Here is a 15,897-nt window from a genome sequence, read left to right on the forward strand (position 1 = left end):
TCGGCGTTTGCGGGCAAGATCCGCACCCACGGTGATCTCCCCGGCCCGGAGCAGGACTCCGCTCGCGTGGCCCGGGGGGCCGCAGACCACGTTGAGGCTGAACCACATGCCGTAGATGAAGTAGACGTACGCGTGTCCGGGGGGACCGAACATCGACGCGTTGCGCGCCGTCCGGCCGCGGTAGGCGTGGGAGCCGGGGTCGGCTTCCCCCTCGTACGCCTCCACCTCCGTGATGCGCAGTTCCAGCGGGCCGTCCGGGGTGCGGCGGACCAGGGTGCGGCCGAGGAGGTCCGGGGCCACGGTGAGGACCGGGCGGTCGAAGAAGGACCGGGACAGGGGCGTACGGTCGGGGCGCGCGCTCATCCAGTCGAGCGTAGTGGACTGCGTACTCCTGCAACCGGGGCCTAAGGTTCCGCGTTTGTAGAGGTATGCAGAGGTAGTGCCGCGCGCGGTCGCGCGGGTCTTGTCGAGCAGAACTTTTTCGAGCACGTCGTATAGGGGAGTCAGAGCATGGGGTTCAGGAAGCTGTTCGCGAGCCTGGGTGCCGGTGGTGCTTCGGTCGACACGGTCATCACCGAGCCGAACGTCGTGCCGGGCGGGATCGTCCAGGGCGAGGTCCGGATCCAGGGCGGATCCGTGGAGCAGCAGATCGAGGGGCTGTCCGTCGGGCTCCAGGCGCGGGTGGAGGTGGAGGGCAACGACCAGGAGTACAAGCAGGACGTGGTCTTCACCAAGCAGCGTCTCGGCGGTGCCTTCCAGGTGCAGGCGGGCGCCCTGCACGTGGTGCCGTTCGGCCTGGAGATCCCCTGGGAGACGCCGATCACCCACTTCGGGGGGCGTCAGCTGCCCGGGATGAACATCGGGGTCAGCACGGAGCTGGAGATCGCGCGCGCGGTGGACGCCGGCGACCTCGACGCGATCAACGTGCACCCGGTGCCGGCGCAGCAGGCGATCCTCGACGCCTTCACGCAGCTGGGCTTCTCCTTCCGCAGTGCGGACATGGAGCGCGGGCACATCCGCGGGACGCGGCAGACGCTGCCGTTCTACCAGGAGATCGAGTTCCTGCCGCCGTCGCAGTACCGGGGGCTGAACCAGGTCGAGCTGACCTTCGTCTCCGACGGGCGCGAGATGGACGTCGTCCTGGAGATGGACAAGAAGCCGGGTCTGTTCAGCGAGGGCAGCGACACCTTCCGCTGCTTCCAGGTGGGGCTGCAGTCCTACCAGGGCACGGACTGGGCGGCCTACCTGAACCAGTGGATCTCGTCGGTGGGTTCGCAGCGCAACTGGCTCTGAGCGGATCTAGGCTCGGTGCCGGTACGGCGACCGGTGTACAGGTAACGGTCAGCGTCGACTCGATCCAGTAGGAGGTTCCGCAGTGGCCGAGCAGAGCAGGGCGCCGCTCCCCCACGCTTTCCATCCGGCGGTGCACGCTTTCACCGTGAGCAGTGCGGACCTGGAGCCCGGGGCCGATCTGGGGTCCGCCCAGGTGCTGGCCGGTGGGAACGTATCCCCGCACCTGCGGTGGGAGGGGTTCCCGGAGTCGACGAAGTCCTTCGCCGTGACCTGCTTCGACCCGGACGCGCCGACGGGGAGCGGGTTCTGGCACTGGGTGCTCTTCGATCTGCCGGTCTCGGTCACCGAGCTGCCGGCGGGGGCGGGCTCCGGGAAGTTCGAGGGGCTGCCCGCCGGGGCCGTGCACGTGCGCAACGACTACGGCACCCAGGACTTCGGCGGGGCTGCTCCCCCGGCCGGGGAGCGGCACCGTTACGTGTTCACCGTGTACGCGGTGGACGAGGAGAAGCTCGGTCCCGGAGCTGACGTGTCTCCGGCCGTCGTCGGGTTCAATCTGCGGTTCCACACGCTGGGGCGTGCGCAGCTCATCGGGGAGTACGAGGCTCCCGCGGGCTGAGTGTTCCGCTCTTCGTTTTCCGAGCGTTAGCCCGGTCCTGGTCTAAAGACGACCAGGACCGGGCATTTTTATTGCGTTGTCCCGCGTGGCGCGCGCGACCAGAGTGGTTGCGGGCCCTGCCGCCAGGGTGGTCGCGGGCCTGCACACGGGAGGTGGGCGAGATGCGGGACACGCTGGTGCTGAACGCGAGCTTCGAGCCGCTGTCGACGGTGACGATGAACCGGGCCGTGGTCCTGGTGCTCCAGGACAAGGCCGTGGTCGAACAGGCGCATCCCGAGTTCCGTGTGCGCGCGGCCACGATGGATCTTCCGTTGCCGCGGGTGATCAGACTCTGCAGGTACGTCCGGGTGCCCTTCCGGAGACATGCTCCCTGGTCACGGAGGGGGGTGTTGATCCGGGACCAACACCGGTGCGCCTACTGCGGGAAGCGCGCGACGACCGTGGACCACGTGCTTCCGCGGGCGCAGGGCGGTGGGGACACCTGGCTGAACACGGTGGCCTCCTGCTCCGAGGACAACCACCGCAAGGCGGCCCGGACTCCGGAGGAGGCGGGGATGCCGCTCCTCCGGAAGCCCTTCGTTCCCTCGCCGGGGGACGCCATGCTGCTCGCGCTGGGGGTGGGCGGGCGGGAGGCCCTGCCGGAGTGGCTGGAGCGGTCCGCGTAGGGCCGCGGGTGATCTCGTAGCGCAGGCTCGTCCTGCCGGGTAAGCGGCTCCGCTGGGCGACGTACGTTTTCTACGTCGCTCAGCGGAGTAGCAGCTGGACGATCGCGATGATCCCGACGGTCACGATGACGGCGCGCAGCACGGTGGGCGGCAGGCGGCGGCCGACCTTGGCGCCGAGCTGGCCGCCGATGGTGGAGCCGACGGCGATGAGCAGGACGGCCGTCCAGTCGAACTCGGCGACGAAGAGGAAGAAGACGGCCGCGATGCCGTTCACCATCGCCGCGACGACGTTCTTCACCGCGTTGATCCGCTGGAGGTCCTCGCGGAGCAGCAGGCCCATGAGGCCGAGGTAGAGCACGCCTTGGGCGGCGCCGAAGTAGCCCCCGTACGCGCTCGAGAGCAGCATGCCCGACAGCAGCAGCGGGCCGCCGTCGGGGTGGCCGGTGTCTCCGCCCGCTGCCTCCTGGCGCTTGCGCAGGGCGGCGGCGAGCCGGGGCTGGAAGACGACGAGGACGAGGGCCAGGCCGATCAGGACCGGCACGATCGTGTCGAAGGAGTCCGACGGCAGGGTGAGGAGCAGGATCGCGCCGGCGAGTCCGCCGACGAGGGAGACGGCGCCGAGCCGGATGATGCGGGCGCGCTGGCCCTGGAGCTCCTTGCGGTAGCCGATGGCTCCGCTGATGGAACCGGGCACGAGGCCGAGGGTGTTGGAGACGTTGGCCGTGACCGGCGGCAGGCCGGTGGCCAGCAGCACCGGGAAGGTGATCAGGGTGCCGGAACCGACGATGGTGTTGATGGTGCCGGCGCCGATGCCGGCCGCGAAGACCGCGAGTGATTCCCAGATGGACATGGGAGGGGTCGTCCCCTTTGCATGAGTGAGTCGCCTCCCCGCCGTGAAGGTCGGGGGGCCTCACTGATCATGCCGGAGGGGACGGCCCCTTCGTTCCGTTCGGGCCGATCAGGCCGTTCGAGCCGATCAGTCGATGGGGGGCTGCTCGCGGCGTTCCGCGGCGTCCTTGTCTCGGGCGGCGGGGATCCCGCCGCCGGCGCCGCCGTCCTTGCCGACGTTCTGCGGGTTGAAGCCGGAGGCGGCGCCCATCGGGCCGAAGTTGCCCATCGCTCCGGAGAGGCCCTTGAGGGCGTCGCCGATCTCGCTCGGGACGATCCAGAGCTTGTTGGCGTCGCCTTCGGCGAGCTTCGGGAGCATCTGGAGGTACTGGTAGGCGAGCAGCTTCTGGTCGGCGTCGCCGGCGTGGATGGACTCGAAGACCGTACGGATGGCCTGCGCCTCGCCCTCGGCGCGCAGGGCCGCGGCCTTGGCGTCACCTTCCGCGCGCAGGATGGAGGACTGCTTCTCGCCCTCGGCGCGCAGGATCTCGGACTGGCGGACACCTTCGGCCTGGAGGATCGCGGCGCGCTTGTCGCGGTCGGCGCGCATCTGCTTCTCCATCGAGTCCTGGATGGAGGTCGGCGGCTCGATGGCCTTCAGCTCGACGCGGTTGACGCGGATGCCCCACTTGCCGGTGGCCTCGTCGAGGACTCCGCGCAGGGCCGCGTTGATCTCCTCGCGGGAGGTCAGGGTCCGCTCCAGGTCCATGCCGCCGATGATGTTGCGGAGCGTGGTGACGGTGAGCTGCTCGATGGCCTGGATGTAGCTGGCCACCTCGTACGTCGCGGCGCGGGCGTCGGTCACCTGGTAGTAGATGACCGTGTCGATGTTGACGACGAGGTTGTCCTGGGTGATGACGGGCTGCGGCGGGAAGGGGACGACCTGCTCGCGGAGGTCGATCCGGTTGCGGATCGAGTCGATGAACGGGACGACGATGTTGAGGCCCGCGTTGAGGGTGCGGGTGTAGCGGCCGAATCGCTCGACGATGGCGGCGCTGGCCTGCGGGATCACCTGGATCGTCTTGACCAGTGCGATGAAGACCAGAACCACCAGAATGATCAGAACGATGATGATCGGTTGCATGCGGTTCCCCGTGCCCTTCCGGCTGTCTGTGCTGCCCCGTTCAGCGGAGTCTCGCAGACCCCGGGGCCGCGGGTCGGCTGCTTGCCCACATGTGTTTGCCCACATGTGCTTGCACACAGGCGAGTTGCTCACGTGCTGGTTCGTCACATGACGACGGCGGTCGCCCCGTCGATCTCGACGACGTCGACGGACTGGCCCGGTTCGAAGGTGATGTCCGCGTCGAGGGAGCGCGCCGACCAGATCTCCCCCGCGAGCTTGATCCGGCCGCCGCCGCCCGCGTCCACGCGTTCCAGGACCACGGCGCTGCGGCCCCTCAACGCGTCGATCCCGCTGCGGTGTTGGGGTTTCTGGTTGCGGTGCCGGTTCGCGATCGGGCGGACGACCGCGATGAGCGCGACCGACACGGCCACGAAGACCAGGACTTGGGCGACCACTTCACCGCCGAGGGCCGCCGTCACGGCGGCCGCCACCGCTCCGGCGGCGAACATGCCGAACTCGGGCATCGCGGTCAGGACCAGGGGAATGCCCAGTCCGACCGCGCCGATGAGCCACCACACCCACGCGTCGATGTCCACATGGTCATGGTAGGTCGGGTGGGCGCGGTCCGGACAGGGTGCGGGGGCCCCGGCGCGAACTACCGCAGGGGCAGGCCCTGGGCGGTCCAGCGGTCGCTGTCGTTGCGCTCGACGACGAGCGGCAGGCCGAAGCAGAGGGAGAGGTTGCGGGAGGTCAGTTCGAGGTCGATGGGTCCGGCCGCGACCACCTTGCCCTGACGGATCATCAGGACGTGGGTGAAGCCGGGGGCGATCTCCTCGACGTGGTGCGTGACCATGATCATCGACGGGGCGAGCGGATCGCGGGCGAGCCGGCCGAGGCGTCGTACGAGGTCCTCGCGGCCGCCGAGGTCGAGGCCGGCGGCGGGCTCGTCGAGCAGCAGCAGCTCGGGGTCGGTCATCAGCGCGCGGGCGATCAGGGTGCGCTTGCGCTCGCCCTCGGAGAGGGTGCCGAACTTCCGGTCGAGGTAGGGCGTCATGCCGAGGCGGTCGAGGAAGGCGCGGGCGCGCTGCTCGTCGATCTCCTCGTACTCCTCCTGCCAGGTGGCCGTCATGCCGTACGCGGCGGTGAGGACGGTCTCCAGCACGGTCTGGCGCCTGGGCAGCTTGTCGGCCATCGCGATGCCGGCCATGCCGATGCGGGGGCGCAGCTCGAAGACGTCCACCTTGCCGAGGGTGCTGCCGAGGATGGTGGCGGAACCCTTGGTGGGGAAGAGGTAGCTGGAGGCGAGGTTCAGCAGCGTGGTCTTGCCGGCGCCGTTGGGGCCGAGGATCACCCAGCGCTCCCCCTCCTTGACCGACCAGGAGACCTGGTCCACCAGAGCCCGGCCCTCGCGGACCACGGATACGTCCACCAGCTCCAGAACATCGCTCATGAGCGTGTTGTCTCCCCTTGCAGTCTTGGTTCGTCTGTGCGCCGCCCCGTCCGTGGGCGCAGCCCCAGGGGAAAACCTACGCCACTCGGGGAGGGCTCCGGGCGCGGGCCCGGGTCCGGGGGGCCGTCCGTAAAGTAGGGGGATGCTTTTCGAACCGCGTTCCGGGCGGCTGGCCGCCTGGGGGAACGCTCTGCTGGCCGGTCTCGTCTCGCCCGACGAGGCCGTGTTGTCGATCGTGGGCGAGGACTCCGTGCACCGGGTGGAGGGACTGCCCGGGGAATCCGGCCCGGTGGGTCTCACCCTGGCGCTGGGCCGGCTGCGGGTGCTGGGGGTGACCGGGCTGCGGATCGCGCTCCCGGCGCCCGGGCATCCGCTGGGGCTGAGCGGGCCGCCGGAGTTCAACGCGAGGGCGCTGGACGCGGAGGAGGCGGTCGTCGCGGTGGGCGCGGCGGTCGGGCTGGTCCCGGAGGTCCACGAGGCCGGGCCCGCGGGTGATGTGCACGTGTCGGTGACCTGGCACTGCCTGCCGGTACGGGAGGCCCCGCCGGCGGACGTGCCGTCGCTGAGCGAGGCGGAGCGGGAACTGGCGGAGGCGCTGATAGAGGCCACGGTGGTGCTGACCCGGCTGGACGTGGCGGGATCCGGGCCGGTCGCGGAGGCGGCGCTGTCCGCGTACCGGGCGCGGACGGAGGCCGGGCGGGACGCGCTGGCGCCGGGATATCCCTCGCGGGCGGTACGGGTCCTCTCGCTGGCGCAGCGGGTGGACCTGATGGTGTCGCTGGCGACCGAGCGGGGGCACGGGGCGGCGGTGGCCGCGTCGGAGATGGCCGCGCGGGCGGAGGCCTTGCGGCCCGTGGAGCGGGTCGCTCGGCGGGCGCTGGTCGCGGCGTACAACTCGGCCGTTGAGGAGCGGTACCGCTAGCCGCGGGGTGGGGGGATCTGGGTGCGGCGCCGCCCCGCGAGCGCCCCCGGCTGCGCCGGGCCTTCTGGGGTGCCGCCCCAGACCCCGCGCCTCAAACGCCGGCGAGGCTGGATTTGCCCGGCTGCGCCGGCAGGGCAGCGGGTGCGGTCTCCCCTGGGCGAGCGGAATTGCCCGGCGCGGGCGGCGGCAGCCAGCGCGGACTGCCGAGGGGCGGGGATTGGCCCGGCGCCGACGGCGACAGCAGGCACCGGCTACCGAGGGGCTGGATCAGTGCGGCCTGGGCGGCAGTGGGCAGCGCTGCACTCCCGGGGCCGGGGTGGTCCGGCGCAGGTGGCGGCAGCCCGCGCCGACAGCCCGAGGGGCAGAAGTGGTGCCGCCTGGGTGGCGGTAGGCGACGCCGCACACCCGAAGCCGGACTGGTCCGGCGTGGGCGGCGGCAGCCTGCCCCGACTGCCGAGGGGCCGCCAAGACCCAGCCTTGGTGGCGGTGGGCAGCTCCGCCCTCCCGAGGCCGGAGTGGTCCCGCGCAGGTGGCGGCAGTCCGCGCCGACAGCCCCAGGGGCAAGAGTGGTGCGGCCTGGGTGGCGCCGCGCTCCCCGGGCCGGAGTGGTGCGGCCCGGGTGGCGGCCGTCGGCGTCGGCGGCCGAGGGGATTGGTGCCGCGTGGGTGGCTGCGGGCAGCGGTGTTCTGGCGGGCCGCCTGAGTGGGCCGGTCGTGGCGGAAAGGTGTCGGCCCCGCTTCCCAGGGAGAGGGGGGAAGCGGGGCCGAGGTGTGTGGCCGCTGCGCGGGGCCGCTCTGCGGGCCCGACTGCTCCGCCGGTCGGAGGCCGGCGCAGCGGGGCGAAGCCTGCGGAGCAGTGTGAGCGCCGCGTCAAAAAGGCGTGTAGTGCGAGCAGCGCGTGAAAAAGGGGTCAGTTGTTGACGCCCGTGTTGCCCCAGGCGCCGTTGAGCAGGCCGATCACGTTGACCGAGTTGCCCACCACGTTCGCGGGGATGTGGACGGGGAGCTGGAGCTGGTTCCCCGCGGCCACGCCGGGCGAGTTCAGGGCCTCGCCCTCCGCCGACGCACCGCCGTGCGCCGACGAGACACCCGCGCCGGCGGCGAGGAGGCCGCCCGCGATCATGGTGACGGCGGTGGCCTTCTTGAAGTTCTTCACGTTCTCGTCCTCCAGTACGTCTGCCGCGGCCAGCCGCCGCGGCACGTCATGAAGAACGCTCATCCGACGAACGGGATGCGCCATGTGGGCTACATGCACCCGACCGGATGAATCAACGCCCGTGTGAGTCACCGCACTGACCAGTCACTGCACCTGACCAGTCACTGCATCTGACCAGTCACTGCGCCATGCCGTGTCTGACCGCCCACAGCGCCGCCTGCGTACGGTCCGCGAGGTCCAGCTTCATCAGGATGTTCGAGACGTGCGTCTTCACCGTCTTCTCCGACAGGACGAGCGCGCGGGCGATCTCCCGGTTCGAGCGCCCGTCCGCTATGTGGAGCAGCACTTCGCGCTCGCGGTCCGTCAGGTTGCCGCCGCGGCCGGACGACGGGCCGGGGGCCTCCTCGGCGAGCAGGGCTCCGGCGACCTCCGGCTGGAGGAGGACGTGGCCCGCGTGCACCGAGCGGATGGCTGCGGCGAGGGCGTCGGGGTCGATGTCCTTGTACACGTAACCGGCCGCGCCCGCGCGCAGGGCGGGCACCACCGTGCGCTGCTCGGTGAAGCTGGTGACGATCAGCACGCGTGCGGGGTTCTCCAGCGTGCGCAGCCTGCGCAGTGCCTCGATGCCGTCGGTGCCCGGCATCTTGATGTCCATCAGGATGACGTCGGGGCCCAGCTCCTCGGCGCGGTCGATGCCCTCCTCGCCGTCGGCCGCCTCGCCGACCACCTCGATGTCGTCCTGGACCTCCAGGAAGGTGCGCAGGCCCCGCCGGACCACCTGGTGGTCGTCCACGAGCAACACCCTGACGCGGCCGCTACGGCCCGGCATGTCAGCCACCGGGTACCTCCAGTTCGATCGTGGTGCCGGTGCCGGGCTCGGAGCGCACGGTGAGGTGGCCGCCGACGCCCGCGGCCCGGTCCCTCATCGAGACCAGGCCGAGGTGGCGGCCCGCCCGGCGGACGGTGGGAGGGGAGAAGCCGGTTCCGTCGTCGGTCACGCGGAGCAGGGCTCCTCCGGTCTCCCGGCGGGTCAGGGTGACGTCGATCCGGTCGCCCGCCGAGTGGCGCAGGGCGTTGTGCAGGGCCTCCTGGGCCACGCGCAGGACCGCTTCCTCCTGGGCCGCGGGCAGGGCCCGTACGCCGTCGCATGTGAAGGTGACGTGTGCGGTGTGGGCCCGGTCCAGGACGCGGACCTGGCCCCGGAGGGTGGCGATCAGGCCGTCCTCGTCCAGGGCGGCGGGGCGGAGCTCGGTGACGGCGGCGCGCAGTTCGTCGGCGGCCTCGGCCGCGAGGGCGGCGACCTGCTGGAGCTCCTCCTTGGCGCGGGCCGGGTCGCGGTCCACCAGGGCGGCGGCGGCCTGCGCGGTCAGGCGGAGGGAGAAGAGCTTCTGGCTGACCGCGTCGTGCAGCTCGTGGGCCAGGCGGGAGCGCTCCTCGGCGATGGTCAGCTCGCGGCTGCGCTCGTAGAGGCGGGCGTTGGTGAGGGCGATCGCCGCGTGCTGGGCGAGGAGGGAGAGGAGCTCCTCGTCCTCGTCGGTGAAGCCCCGCTTGCCGCCCGGGACGCTCCGTTTGTTCGCGAGGAAGAGGGCGCCGAGGGTCTCCTCGCCGTCCCGGACCGGCAGCCCGAGGAAGTCGGACATGTCGGGGTGGGCGGCGGGCCAGCCCCCGAAGCGGGGGTCCTCGCGGACGTCGGCCAGCCGCTCGGGGCCGTCCTGGTGGAGCATCGCGGCGAGGATGCCGTGCTGGCGGGGCAGCGGGCCGATCGCGCGCCACCGCTCCTCGCTGATGCCGTCCACGACGAACTGGGCGAAGCCGCCGTGGTCGTCCGGGACGCCCAGGGCCGCGTACTCGGCGTCGAGCAGCTCGCGGGCCGAGGCGACGATCGTGCGCAGCACGTCGCGGACCTCCAGCCGGCGGCTCATGGCGAGCAGCGCGGTGCTCACGGCGGCCAGGCCGCCGCCGCGGGGGCCTCGGGGTCCGGAGTGCATGGCCTCACGGTACTCGCGGCTCCGGGGCGGGCGGATCGGGCCGGGGACGTAGGCCTCGCGCGGGTGGCGGCCTAGGTCGTCTCTTTCGGATCTTGTCGGTCAGGTCCGCGTCGTCCGGTGCCGTGCCTCGGCGCGCTGCCGGGGCTCCCGCGTACTGGACGTACTCGGGTGCCCCGGCAGCGCGGCGAGGTGCGGTGCCGGGCGGCGCGGGCCCGGCACGATCCGAAAAAGACGGCCTAGGTCCCGGCGTAGGTCCCGTGCCGTGGGCGGCGGCCGGGGGCGGCTCCCGGGCGGCCGGTGTGCGGGGCGGGGGCCGGCCGGGGTGGAGCGGGGAGGGCGCGGTGGGCGCTCGGGGGTACGGGAGAAGGGACTGTATATAAGGGACATTCCGCCGGGCCCTGCGGCCCGGTCGCCCGGCGGCCGGAGGGCCTGCCGGCGCCGTCGGGCGAGGCCTCGTACCGCGCGGGTACCGGCCCGCTGTAGCGAATCTGTACCTCTGGCATGAGTTCCCGGACGTTCTTCTGCTACTCAGGGATGAGAACGGTCACTGAGCGGATTGCGGGAGCAACGGTTGGTGAGATTGATACGTGCCCGATGTGACCCCGCACATAGGACGCACATCACTTACGAAGCTCCCTAGTGGACGAATAAGGGCGCTGTTAGCGCTGGCTCGCGTACGCCGGTCCCCGAATTCGGGGCTCGGCTCCGGCCCCTGATCCACTAAGCGGGATCGTACGTCACACCTTTGCCACAGGATTTTGCCGCCGCTAAGAATTGCTCTCGCCGCACAGCGCCGCGGATCTCGGATCCGGCAGGCGCTTTCCTGCGGCCCCCGCTATTCGAAGAGGTTGCTACGCATGACCGAGACCAGCACTCCCGGCCACAGTCGTCGTCTGACGATGACGAAGGCGCACAAGCTTTCCATCGCCGGTGTAGCCACCCTGGGCGCCGCCGCCCTCGCCTTCTCCCTCGTACCGGCCAACGCCGCCGAGACGCAGACGGCCGTCGCCGCTGCTCCCGTCGCCTGGTCCAAGGTCGTCGACGGTGCGCAGGCGCAGGCCGTGCAGCAGCACCTCACCGTTCAGCAGGTCGTCGCGGGCCAGCAGGCCAAGGTCGCGAAGGACGCCAAGGCCGCGAAGGCCGCCAAGGACTCTGCCGCCAAGGCCAAGGCCGAGGCGGACGCGAAGAAGGACCGCGAGAAGAAGGCGGCCGCCAGCCGTTCCGCGACCCGTACGCCGGTCTTCGCGAACAACCTGGACGGCTGGATCAAGGAAGCCCTCTTCATCATGAAGAAGGAGGGCATTCCGGGCACCTACGCCGGGATCCACAAGAACATCATGCGCGAGTCCAGCGGTAACCCGCTGGCGATCAACAACTGGGACATCAACGCCCAGAACGGCATCCCCAGCAAGGGTCTGCTCCAGGTCATCGCCCCGACCTTCAAGGCGTACCACGTCAAGGGCACCAAGTTCGACCAGTACGACCCGGTCGCCAACATCGTCGCCGCCTGCAACTACGCGGCCGACCGCTACGGCTCCATGGACAACGTCAACAGCGCCTACTAGGCCTCTGGCGTCCTCCCCAGCCCCCCATGCGCCTCAGGGCGGCCCCGGTGTTCCGGAGCCGCCCTGAGGCGTTCGTGCGTGCCCGCGTGCGTACGCGGAACCCTGCGCCTACTTGCCGGCGCGCATGACCTCGGGCTCGTGGCGGCGCAGCAGGCGCTGCACGGCGAAGCCGCAGGCGACGCCGATGAGCAGCAGGATCGTGATGTTCAGGCCCCACTGACCGGCCGTGGCGTCCCAGAGCGGGTCGGTGTTGGTCGGGTTCTCCGCGTCCCACGGCGGCATGAGCACGCCGAGGTTCAGCGTGGTGCCGGCGGCGGCGATGGCCCAGCGGGACGGCATCAGCCAGGCGAACTGCTCCAGGCCCGGAGAGTCGTAGACCTGGAAGAGGATGCCGGTGAAGACGACCTGGACGATCGCGAACATCACGAGCAGCGGCATGGTCTTCTCGGCGGTCTTCACCAGCGAGGAGATCACCAGGCCGAACATCATGGAGGTGAAGCCGAGCGCGATGACCGACAGGCAGATCTCCACGGCCGGCGGCATCAGCAGACCCTCGGCGGGCAGGTCGCGCGGGTAGAAGCCGATCGCGCAGATGATCACGCCCTGGATGGCCGTGATGAACCCGAGGACGATCACCTTCGACGCGAGGTACGCGGACCGGGACAGGCCGGTCGCGCGCTCGCGCTCGTAGATCACGCGTTCCTTGATCAGCTCGCGGACCGAGTTCGCGGCGCCCGAGAAGCACATGCCGACCGCGAGGATCAGCATGATCGTGCCGGCGTCGCCGTTGAAGCGGGACGGCGCCACGGGCGGCGCGAGTCCGAACTTCGCGGGGATGACGACGGAGACCACGCCGAGGACCGCCGGGAGGATCAGCATCAGACCGATGAAGCCCTTGTCGGACGCGATGACCGACATGTAGCGGCGCATCAGCGTCCAGAGCTGGGAGCCCCAGCCCTGCGGCTTCGGCGGCCGGGTCTGCTGCATGGCGGGCTGCACCGACTGCGGGGCGACCGCGTCGATGTCGGCGGCGTAGAGCTGGAAGTGCTGCGAGCCCTTCCAGCGGCCGGCCCAGTCGTAGTCGCGGTAGCTCTCGAAGGCGGAGAACACGTCGGCCCAGGTGGTGTAGCCGAAGAAGTTCAGCGCCTCGTCCGGCGGGCCGAAGTACGCGACCGAGCCGCCCGGGGCCATGACCAGCAGCTTGTCGCAGATGGCCAGCTCGGCGACCGAGTGCGTGACGACGAGGACCGTGCGGCCGTCGTCGGCGAGGCCGCGCAGCAGCTGCATGACATCGCGGTCCATGCCCGGGTCCAGACCCGAGGTGGGCTCGTCCAGGAAGATCAGCGAGGGCTTGGTCAGCAGCTCCAGGGCCACGGACACGCGCTTGCGCTGGCCGCCCGAGAGCGAGGTGATCTTCTTGTCCTTGTGGATGTCGAGCTTGAGCTCGCGCAGGACCTCGTTGATGCGGGCGGCGCGCTCGGACTCGGCGGTGTCGCCCGGGAAGCGGAGCTTGGCCGCGTACTTCAGGGCGGTGCTGACCTTCAGCTCCTTGTGCAGGATGTCGTCCTGCGGGACCAGGCCGATGCGCTGGCGGAGCTCCGCGAACTGCTTGTACAGGTTGCGGTTGTCGTAGAGGACGTCGCCCTGGTTGGCCGGGCGGTAGCCGGTCAGCGCCTTGAGGAGCGTCGACTTGCCGGAGCCCGAGGGGCCGATGACGCCGATCAGCGACTTCTCCGGGACGCCGAAGGTGACGTCCTTGAGGATCTGCTTGCCGCCGTCGACCGTGACCGTGAGGTGGCGGGCCGAGAAGGAGACGTCACCGGTGTCGACGAACTCCTCGAGGCGGTCGCCGACGATCCGGAAGGTCGAGTGGCCGACGCCGACGATGTCGTTCGGGCCGAGCAGCGCGGTGCCCGACTTCGCCAGCGGCTGGCCGTTGACGTAGGTGCCGTTGTGGCTGCCGAGGTCGCGGATCTCGAAGCGGCCGCCCGGCATCGAGTGGAACTCCGCGTGGTGGCGCGAGACCTGGAGGTCGGAGACCACCAGCTCGTTCTCCAGCGCACGGCCGATGCGCATGACGTGGCCCAGCGCGAGCTGGTGGAACGTCGTCGGGCTGCGGTGGTCGCCGTAGCCCGGGGTGCCGCCGCCGCCCGGCTGCTGCTGCTGCGGGAAGGGCTGCGCCTGGTGCTGCTGCTGGGCCTGCTGCTGCGGGAACGGCGGGGCCTGCTGGACCTGCTGCTCCCAGGGCTGCTGCTGCGCCTGCTGCTGCGGCTGTCCCTGCTGCGCGTACGCCTGCTGCGGCGCTGCCTGCTGCGGCGCCGGGGCGGCCGCGGCCGCGCCCGCGACGGGATTCAGTCGCGGCCCGTCGGTGGCGTTGCCCAGGTGCACCGGCGTACCGGGTACGAGCTCGGCCTGCTGGACCCTGGCCCCGTGCACGTACGTGCCGTTGGTGCTGCCGTGGTCCTCGATTCCCCAACCCCGCCCGTTCCAGGTGATGGTGGCGTGCCGCCACGACACCCGGGCGTCATCGATCACCACGTCTCCCTGGGGGTCGCGCCCCAGCGAGTACGACCTGGACGGATCGAGCGTCCAGGTCCTTCCATTCAATTCCAGTACGAGTTCCGGCACTCCAGCCCCACTTAAGTCCCCCGAGAATCCCCCATGACGTCAGGGAGTCTAGGGATGGCGAACATCCGGGGGAACTATTTCAGGCGCACGGCCACAAGGGGAATCCGGGCCACGTGGCGGCGTCCCGCGAGGCCCGCCGAGGGGGTCGAAAGCGCCCCGGAAGGTGCGTTTCGGGACGCTCCGGCATCCCCCGGCCGGGCCAAGCATCGCTTCGGCCCGTCGGGCGGGCGCGCTCCCGGCCCTCCCCCTCCCGAATCCCGCGCGTGGCCTCCGGCCGTCGGGCGCACCCCGTCGCCGGATCTCCACACGCCCGCTCCCGGGCCCGCCCATGGCCACCGCGCGACCTTCACACGTCCACCGGGTGGCCCCCGCACGTCCGTACGGAGCGAAACGGTTCCGCCAGGTGGGACGGGGCTCCGTGGGCGCGGGCCGGGGAGATACGGTGAAGGCACCATGAGCGCTTCGCAGACCTCCGACGTCCCCACCCTCCTCGTCAAGATCTTCGGCAAGGACCGTCCCGGGATCACCGCCGGGCTGTTCGACACCCTCGCCGCCTACTCCGTCGACGTCGTCGACATCGAGCAGGTCGTCACCCGGGGCCGCATCGTCCTGTGCGCCCTCGTCACCCACCCGACCGCCGGCACCGAGGGCGAGCTGCGGGCCACCGTCCACAGCTGGGCCGAGTCCCTCAAGCTGCAGGCCGAGATCCTCTCCGGCACCGGTGACAACCGGCCGCGCGGCAGTGGCCGTTCGCACGTCACCGTGCTCGGGCATCCGCTCACCGCCGAGTCCACGGCTGCCATCGCCGCGCGGATCACCGCGACCGGCGGCAACATCGACCGCATCTTCCGCCTCGCGAAGTATCCGGTGACGGCCGTGGAGTTCGCCGTCTCCGGCACCGCGACCGAGCCGCTGCGCACCGCGCTGGCCACCGCCGCCGCGCAGATCGGCGTCGACGTGGCCGTGGTCTCGGCCGGGCTGCACCGGCGGGCACAGCGCCTCGTCGTCATGGACGTGGACTCGACCCTGATCCAGGACGAGGTCATCGAGCTGTTCGCCGCGCACGCCGGCTGCGAGGCCGAGGTCGCCGAGGTGACCGAGCGGGCCATGCGCGGGGAGCTGGACTTCGAGCAGTCGCTGCACGCCCGGGTCGCGCTGCTGGCCGGGCTGGACGCCTCCGTGGTGGACAAGGTCCGCTCCGAGGTGCGCCTCACCCCGGGCGCCCGGACGCTGATCCGTACCCTCAAGCGGCTCGGGTACCAGGTGGGCGTGGTCTCCGGCGGGTTCACTCAGGTGACGGACGATCTGCGGGAGCGGCTCGGGCTGGACTTCGCCTCGGCCAACACCCTGGAGATCGTCGACGGCAAGCTGACGGGCAAGGTCACCGGCGAGATCGTGGACCGGGCCGGCAAGGCCCGGCTGCTGCGCCGCTTCGCCGCGGAGGCCGGCGTACCGCTGGCCCAGACGGTGGCCATCGGTGACGGTGCCAACGACCTGGACATGCTGAACGCGGCCGGGCTGGGCGTGGCCTTCTGCGCCAAGCCGGTGGTCCGCGAGGCCGCGCACACCGCGGTGAACGTGCCCTTCCTGGACGCCGTGCTGTACCTGCTCGGCATCACCCGCGAAGAGGTCGAGGCCGCCGACCTGGCGTGACGGACGCGGCC

General features: G+C 71.2%; 15 protein-coding genes (1 of these 15 only partly in view). 6 read left to right on the forward strand and 9 right to left on the reverse strand.

The window, feature by feature from the left end:
- Positions 1 to 363 carry the 5' portion of a DNA-3-methyladenine glycosylase gene (locus ACODT5_RS26120; RefSeq protein ID WP_422521667.1) on the reverse strand. It extends 279 nt beyond the left edge of the window, so only the first 363 of its 642 coding nucleotides appear in the window; it begins with the start codon at positions 361 to 363; its stop codon lies beyond the left edge, outside the window.
- A 147-nt stretch (positions 364 to 510) separates the two neighbouring features.
- Between ACODT5_RS26120 and ACODT5_RS26125 the strand changes: the two genes are divergently transcribed.
- The 3 genes from ACODT5_RS26125 to ACODT5_RS26135 all read left to right on the forward strand — a co-directional run bounded on the left by ACODT5_RS26125 (position 511) and on the right by ACODT5_RS26135 (position 2,574).
- Positions 511 to 1,293 (forward strand): sporulation protein, encoded by a 783-nt coding sequence (locus tag ACODT5_RS26125; protein WP_266909861.1) that lies wholly within the window; start codon positions 511 to 513, stop codon positions 1,291 to 1,293.
- Between the two features lie 82 nt (positions 1,294 to 1,375).
- Entirely contained in the window at positions 1,376 to 1,909 is a 534-nt protein-coding gene (locus tag ACODT5_RS26130; RefSeq protein WP_422521668.1) for a YbhB/YbcL family Raf kinase inhibitor-like protein, read from the forward strand.
- 161 nt (positions 1,910 to 2,070) lie between these two features.
- A complete protein-coding gene (locus tag ACODT5_RS26135) occupies positions 2,071 to 2,574 on the forward strand; it encodes an HNH endonuclease (RefSeq protein WP_385369627.1) in 504 nt (167 codons plus the stop codon).
- 79 nt (positions 2,575 to 2,653) lie between these two features.
- Here ACODT5_RS26135 and ACODT5_RS26140 read toward each other — a convergent pair whose 3' ends face one another.
- The 4 genes from ACODT5_RS26140 to ACODT5_RS26155 form a co-directional block, all read right to left on the reverse strand.
- A complete protein-coding gene (locus ACODT5_RS26140; protein ID WP_422521669.1) occupies positions 2,654 to 3,424 on the reverse strand; it encodes a sulfite exporter TauE/SafE family protein in 771 nt (256 codons plus the stop codon).
- A gap of 126 nt (positions 3,425 to 3,550) precedes the next feature.
- Positions 3,551 to 4,546 (reverse strand): SPFH domain-containing protein, encoded by a 996-nt coding sequence (locus ACODT5_RS26145; RefSeq protein WP_385369631.1) that lies wholly within the window; start codon positions 4,544 to 4,546, stop codon positions 3,551 to 3,553.
- A 143-nt stretch (positions 4,547 to 4,689) separates the two neighbouring features.
- Positions 4,690 to 5,121, reverse strand: a complete 432-nt coding sequence (locus tag ACODT5_RS26150) for an NfeD family protein (RefSeq protein WP_422521670.1) — start codon at positions 5,119 to 5,121, stop codon at positions 4,690 to 4,692.
- Positions 5,122 to 5,180: 59 nt separating this feature from the next.
- A complete protein-coding gene (locus ACODT5_RS26155) occupies positions 5,181 to 5,975 on the reverse strand; it encodes an ABC transporter ATP-binding protein (protein ID WP_327252042.1) in 795 nt (264 codons plus the stop codon).
- Between the two features lie 142 nt (positions 5,976 to 6,117).
- Here ACODT5_RS26155 and ACODT5_RS26160 point away from each other — a divergent pair, with 142 nt between their 5' ends.
- The gene (locus tag ACODT5_RS26160) at positions 6,118 to 6,897 is read left to right on the forward strand and encodes a hypothetical protein (RefSeq protein WP_422521671.1); all 780 of its coding nucleotides are present in this window, start codon (positions 6,118 to 6,120) and stop codon (positions 6,895 to 6,897) included.
- A gap of 909 nt (positions 6,898 to 7,806) precedes the next feature.
- On the opposite strand, the gene ACODT5_RS26165 is transcribed toward ACODT5_RS26160, so the two are convergent.
- The 3 genes from ACODT5_RS26165 to ACODT5_RS26175 all read right to left on the reverse strand — a co-directional run bounded on the left by ACODT5_RS26165 (position 7,807) and on the right by ACODT5_RS26175 (position 10,040).
- A complete protein-coding gene (locus tag ACODT5_RS26165; RefSeq protein ID WP_243338617.1) occupies positions 7,807 to 8,052 on the reverse strand; it encodes a chaplin in 246 nt (81 codons plus the stop codon).
- Positions 8,053 to 8,230: 178 nt separating this feature from the next.
- Complete coding sequence (locus ACODT5_RS26170) at positions 8,231 to 8,881, reverse strand: response regulator (RefSeq protein WP_422525042.1); 651 nt, start codon at positions 8,879 to 8,881, stop codon at positions 8,231 to 8,233.
- A gap of 1 nt (position 8,882) precedes the next feature.
- Complete coding sequence (locus ACODT5_RS26175) at positions 8,883 to 10,040, reverse strand: GAF domain-containing sensor histidine kinase (RefSeq protein ID WP_422521672.1); 1,158 nt, start codon at positions 10,038 to 10,040, stop codon at positions 8,883 to 8,885.
- An 857-nt stretch (positions 10,041 to 10,897) separates the two neighbouring features.
- Between ACODT5_RS26175 and ACODT5_RS26180 the strand changes: the two genes are divergently transcribed.
- On the forward strand, positions 10,898 to 11,605 hold the full coding sequence (locus ACODT5_RS26180) for a transglycosylase SLT domain-containing protein (protein ID WP_422521673.1): 708 nt from the start codon (positions 10,898 to 10,900) through the stop codon (positions 11,603 to 11,605).
- Positions 11,606 to 11,713: 108 nt separating this feature from the next.
- Here ACODT5_RS26180 and ACODT5_RS26185 read toward each other — a convergent pair whose 3' ends face one another.
- A complete protein-coding gene (locus ACODT5_RS26185) occupies positions 11,714 to 14,233 on the reverse strand; it encodes an ABC transporter ATP-binding protein/permease (protein ID WP_422521674.1) in 2,520 nt (839 codons plus the stop codon).
- A gap of 453 nt (positions 14,234 to 14,686) precedes the next feature.
- Between ACODT5_RS26185 and serB the strand changes: the two genes are divergently transcribed.
- Positions 14,687 to 15,886 carry a phosphoserine phosphatase SerB gene (gene serB, locus ACODT5_RS26190; protein ID WP_422521675.1) on the forward strand — a complete coding sequence of 400 codons (1,200 nt, stop codon included), beginning with the start codon at positions 14,687 to 14,689 and terminating at the stop codon, positions 15,884 to 15,886.
- Positions 15,887 to 15,897: the final 11 nt, after the last annotated feature.

It is taken from the genome of Streptomyces tatrensis, assembly GCF_049310065.1.
In the GTDB taxonomy this organism is placed as follows: domain Bacteria; phylum Actinomycetota; class Actinomycetes; order Streptomycetales; family Streptomycetaceae; genus Streptomyces.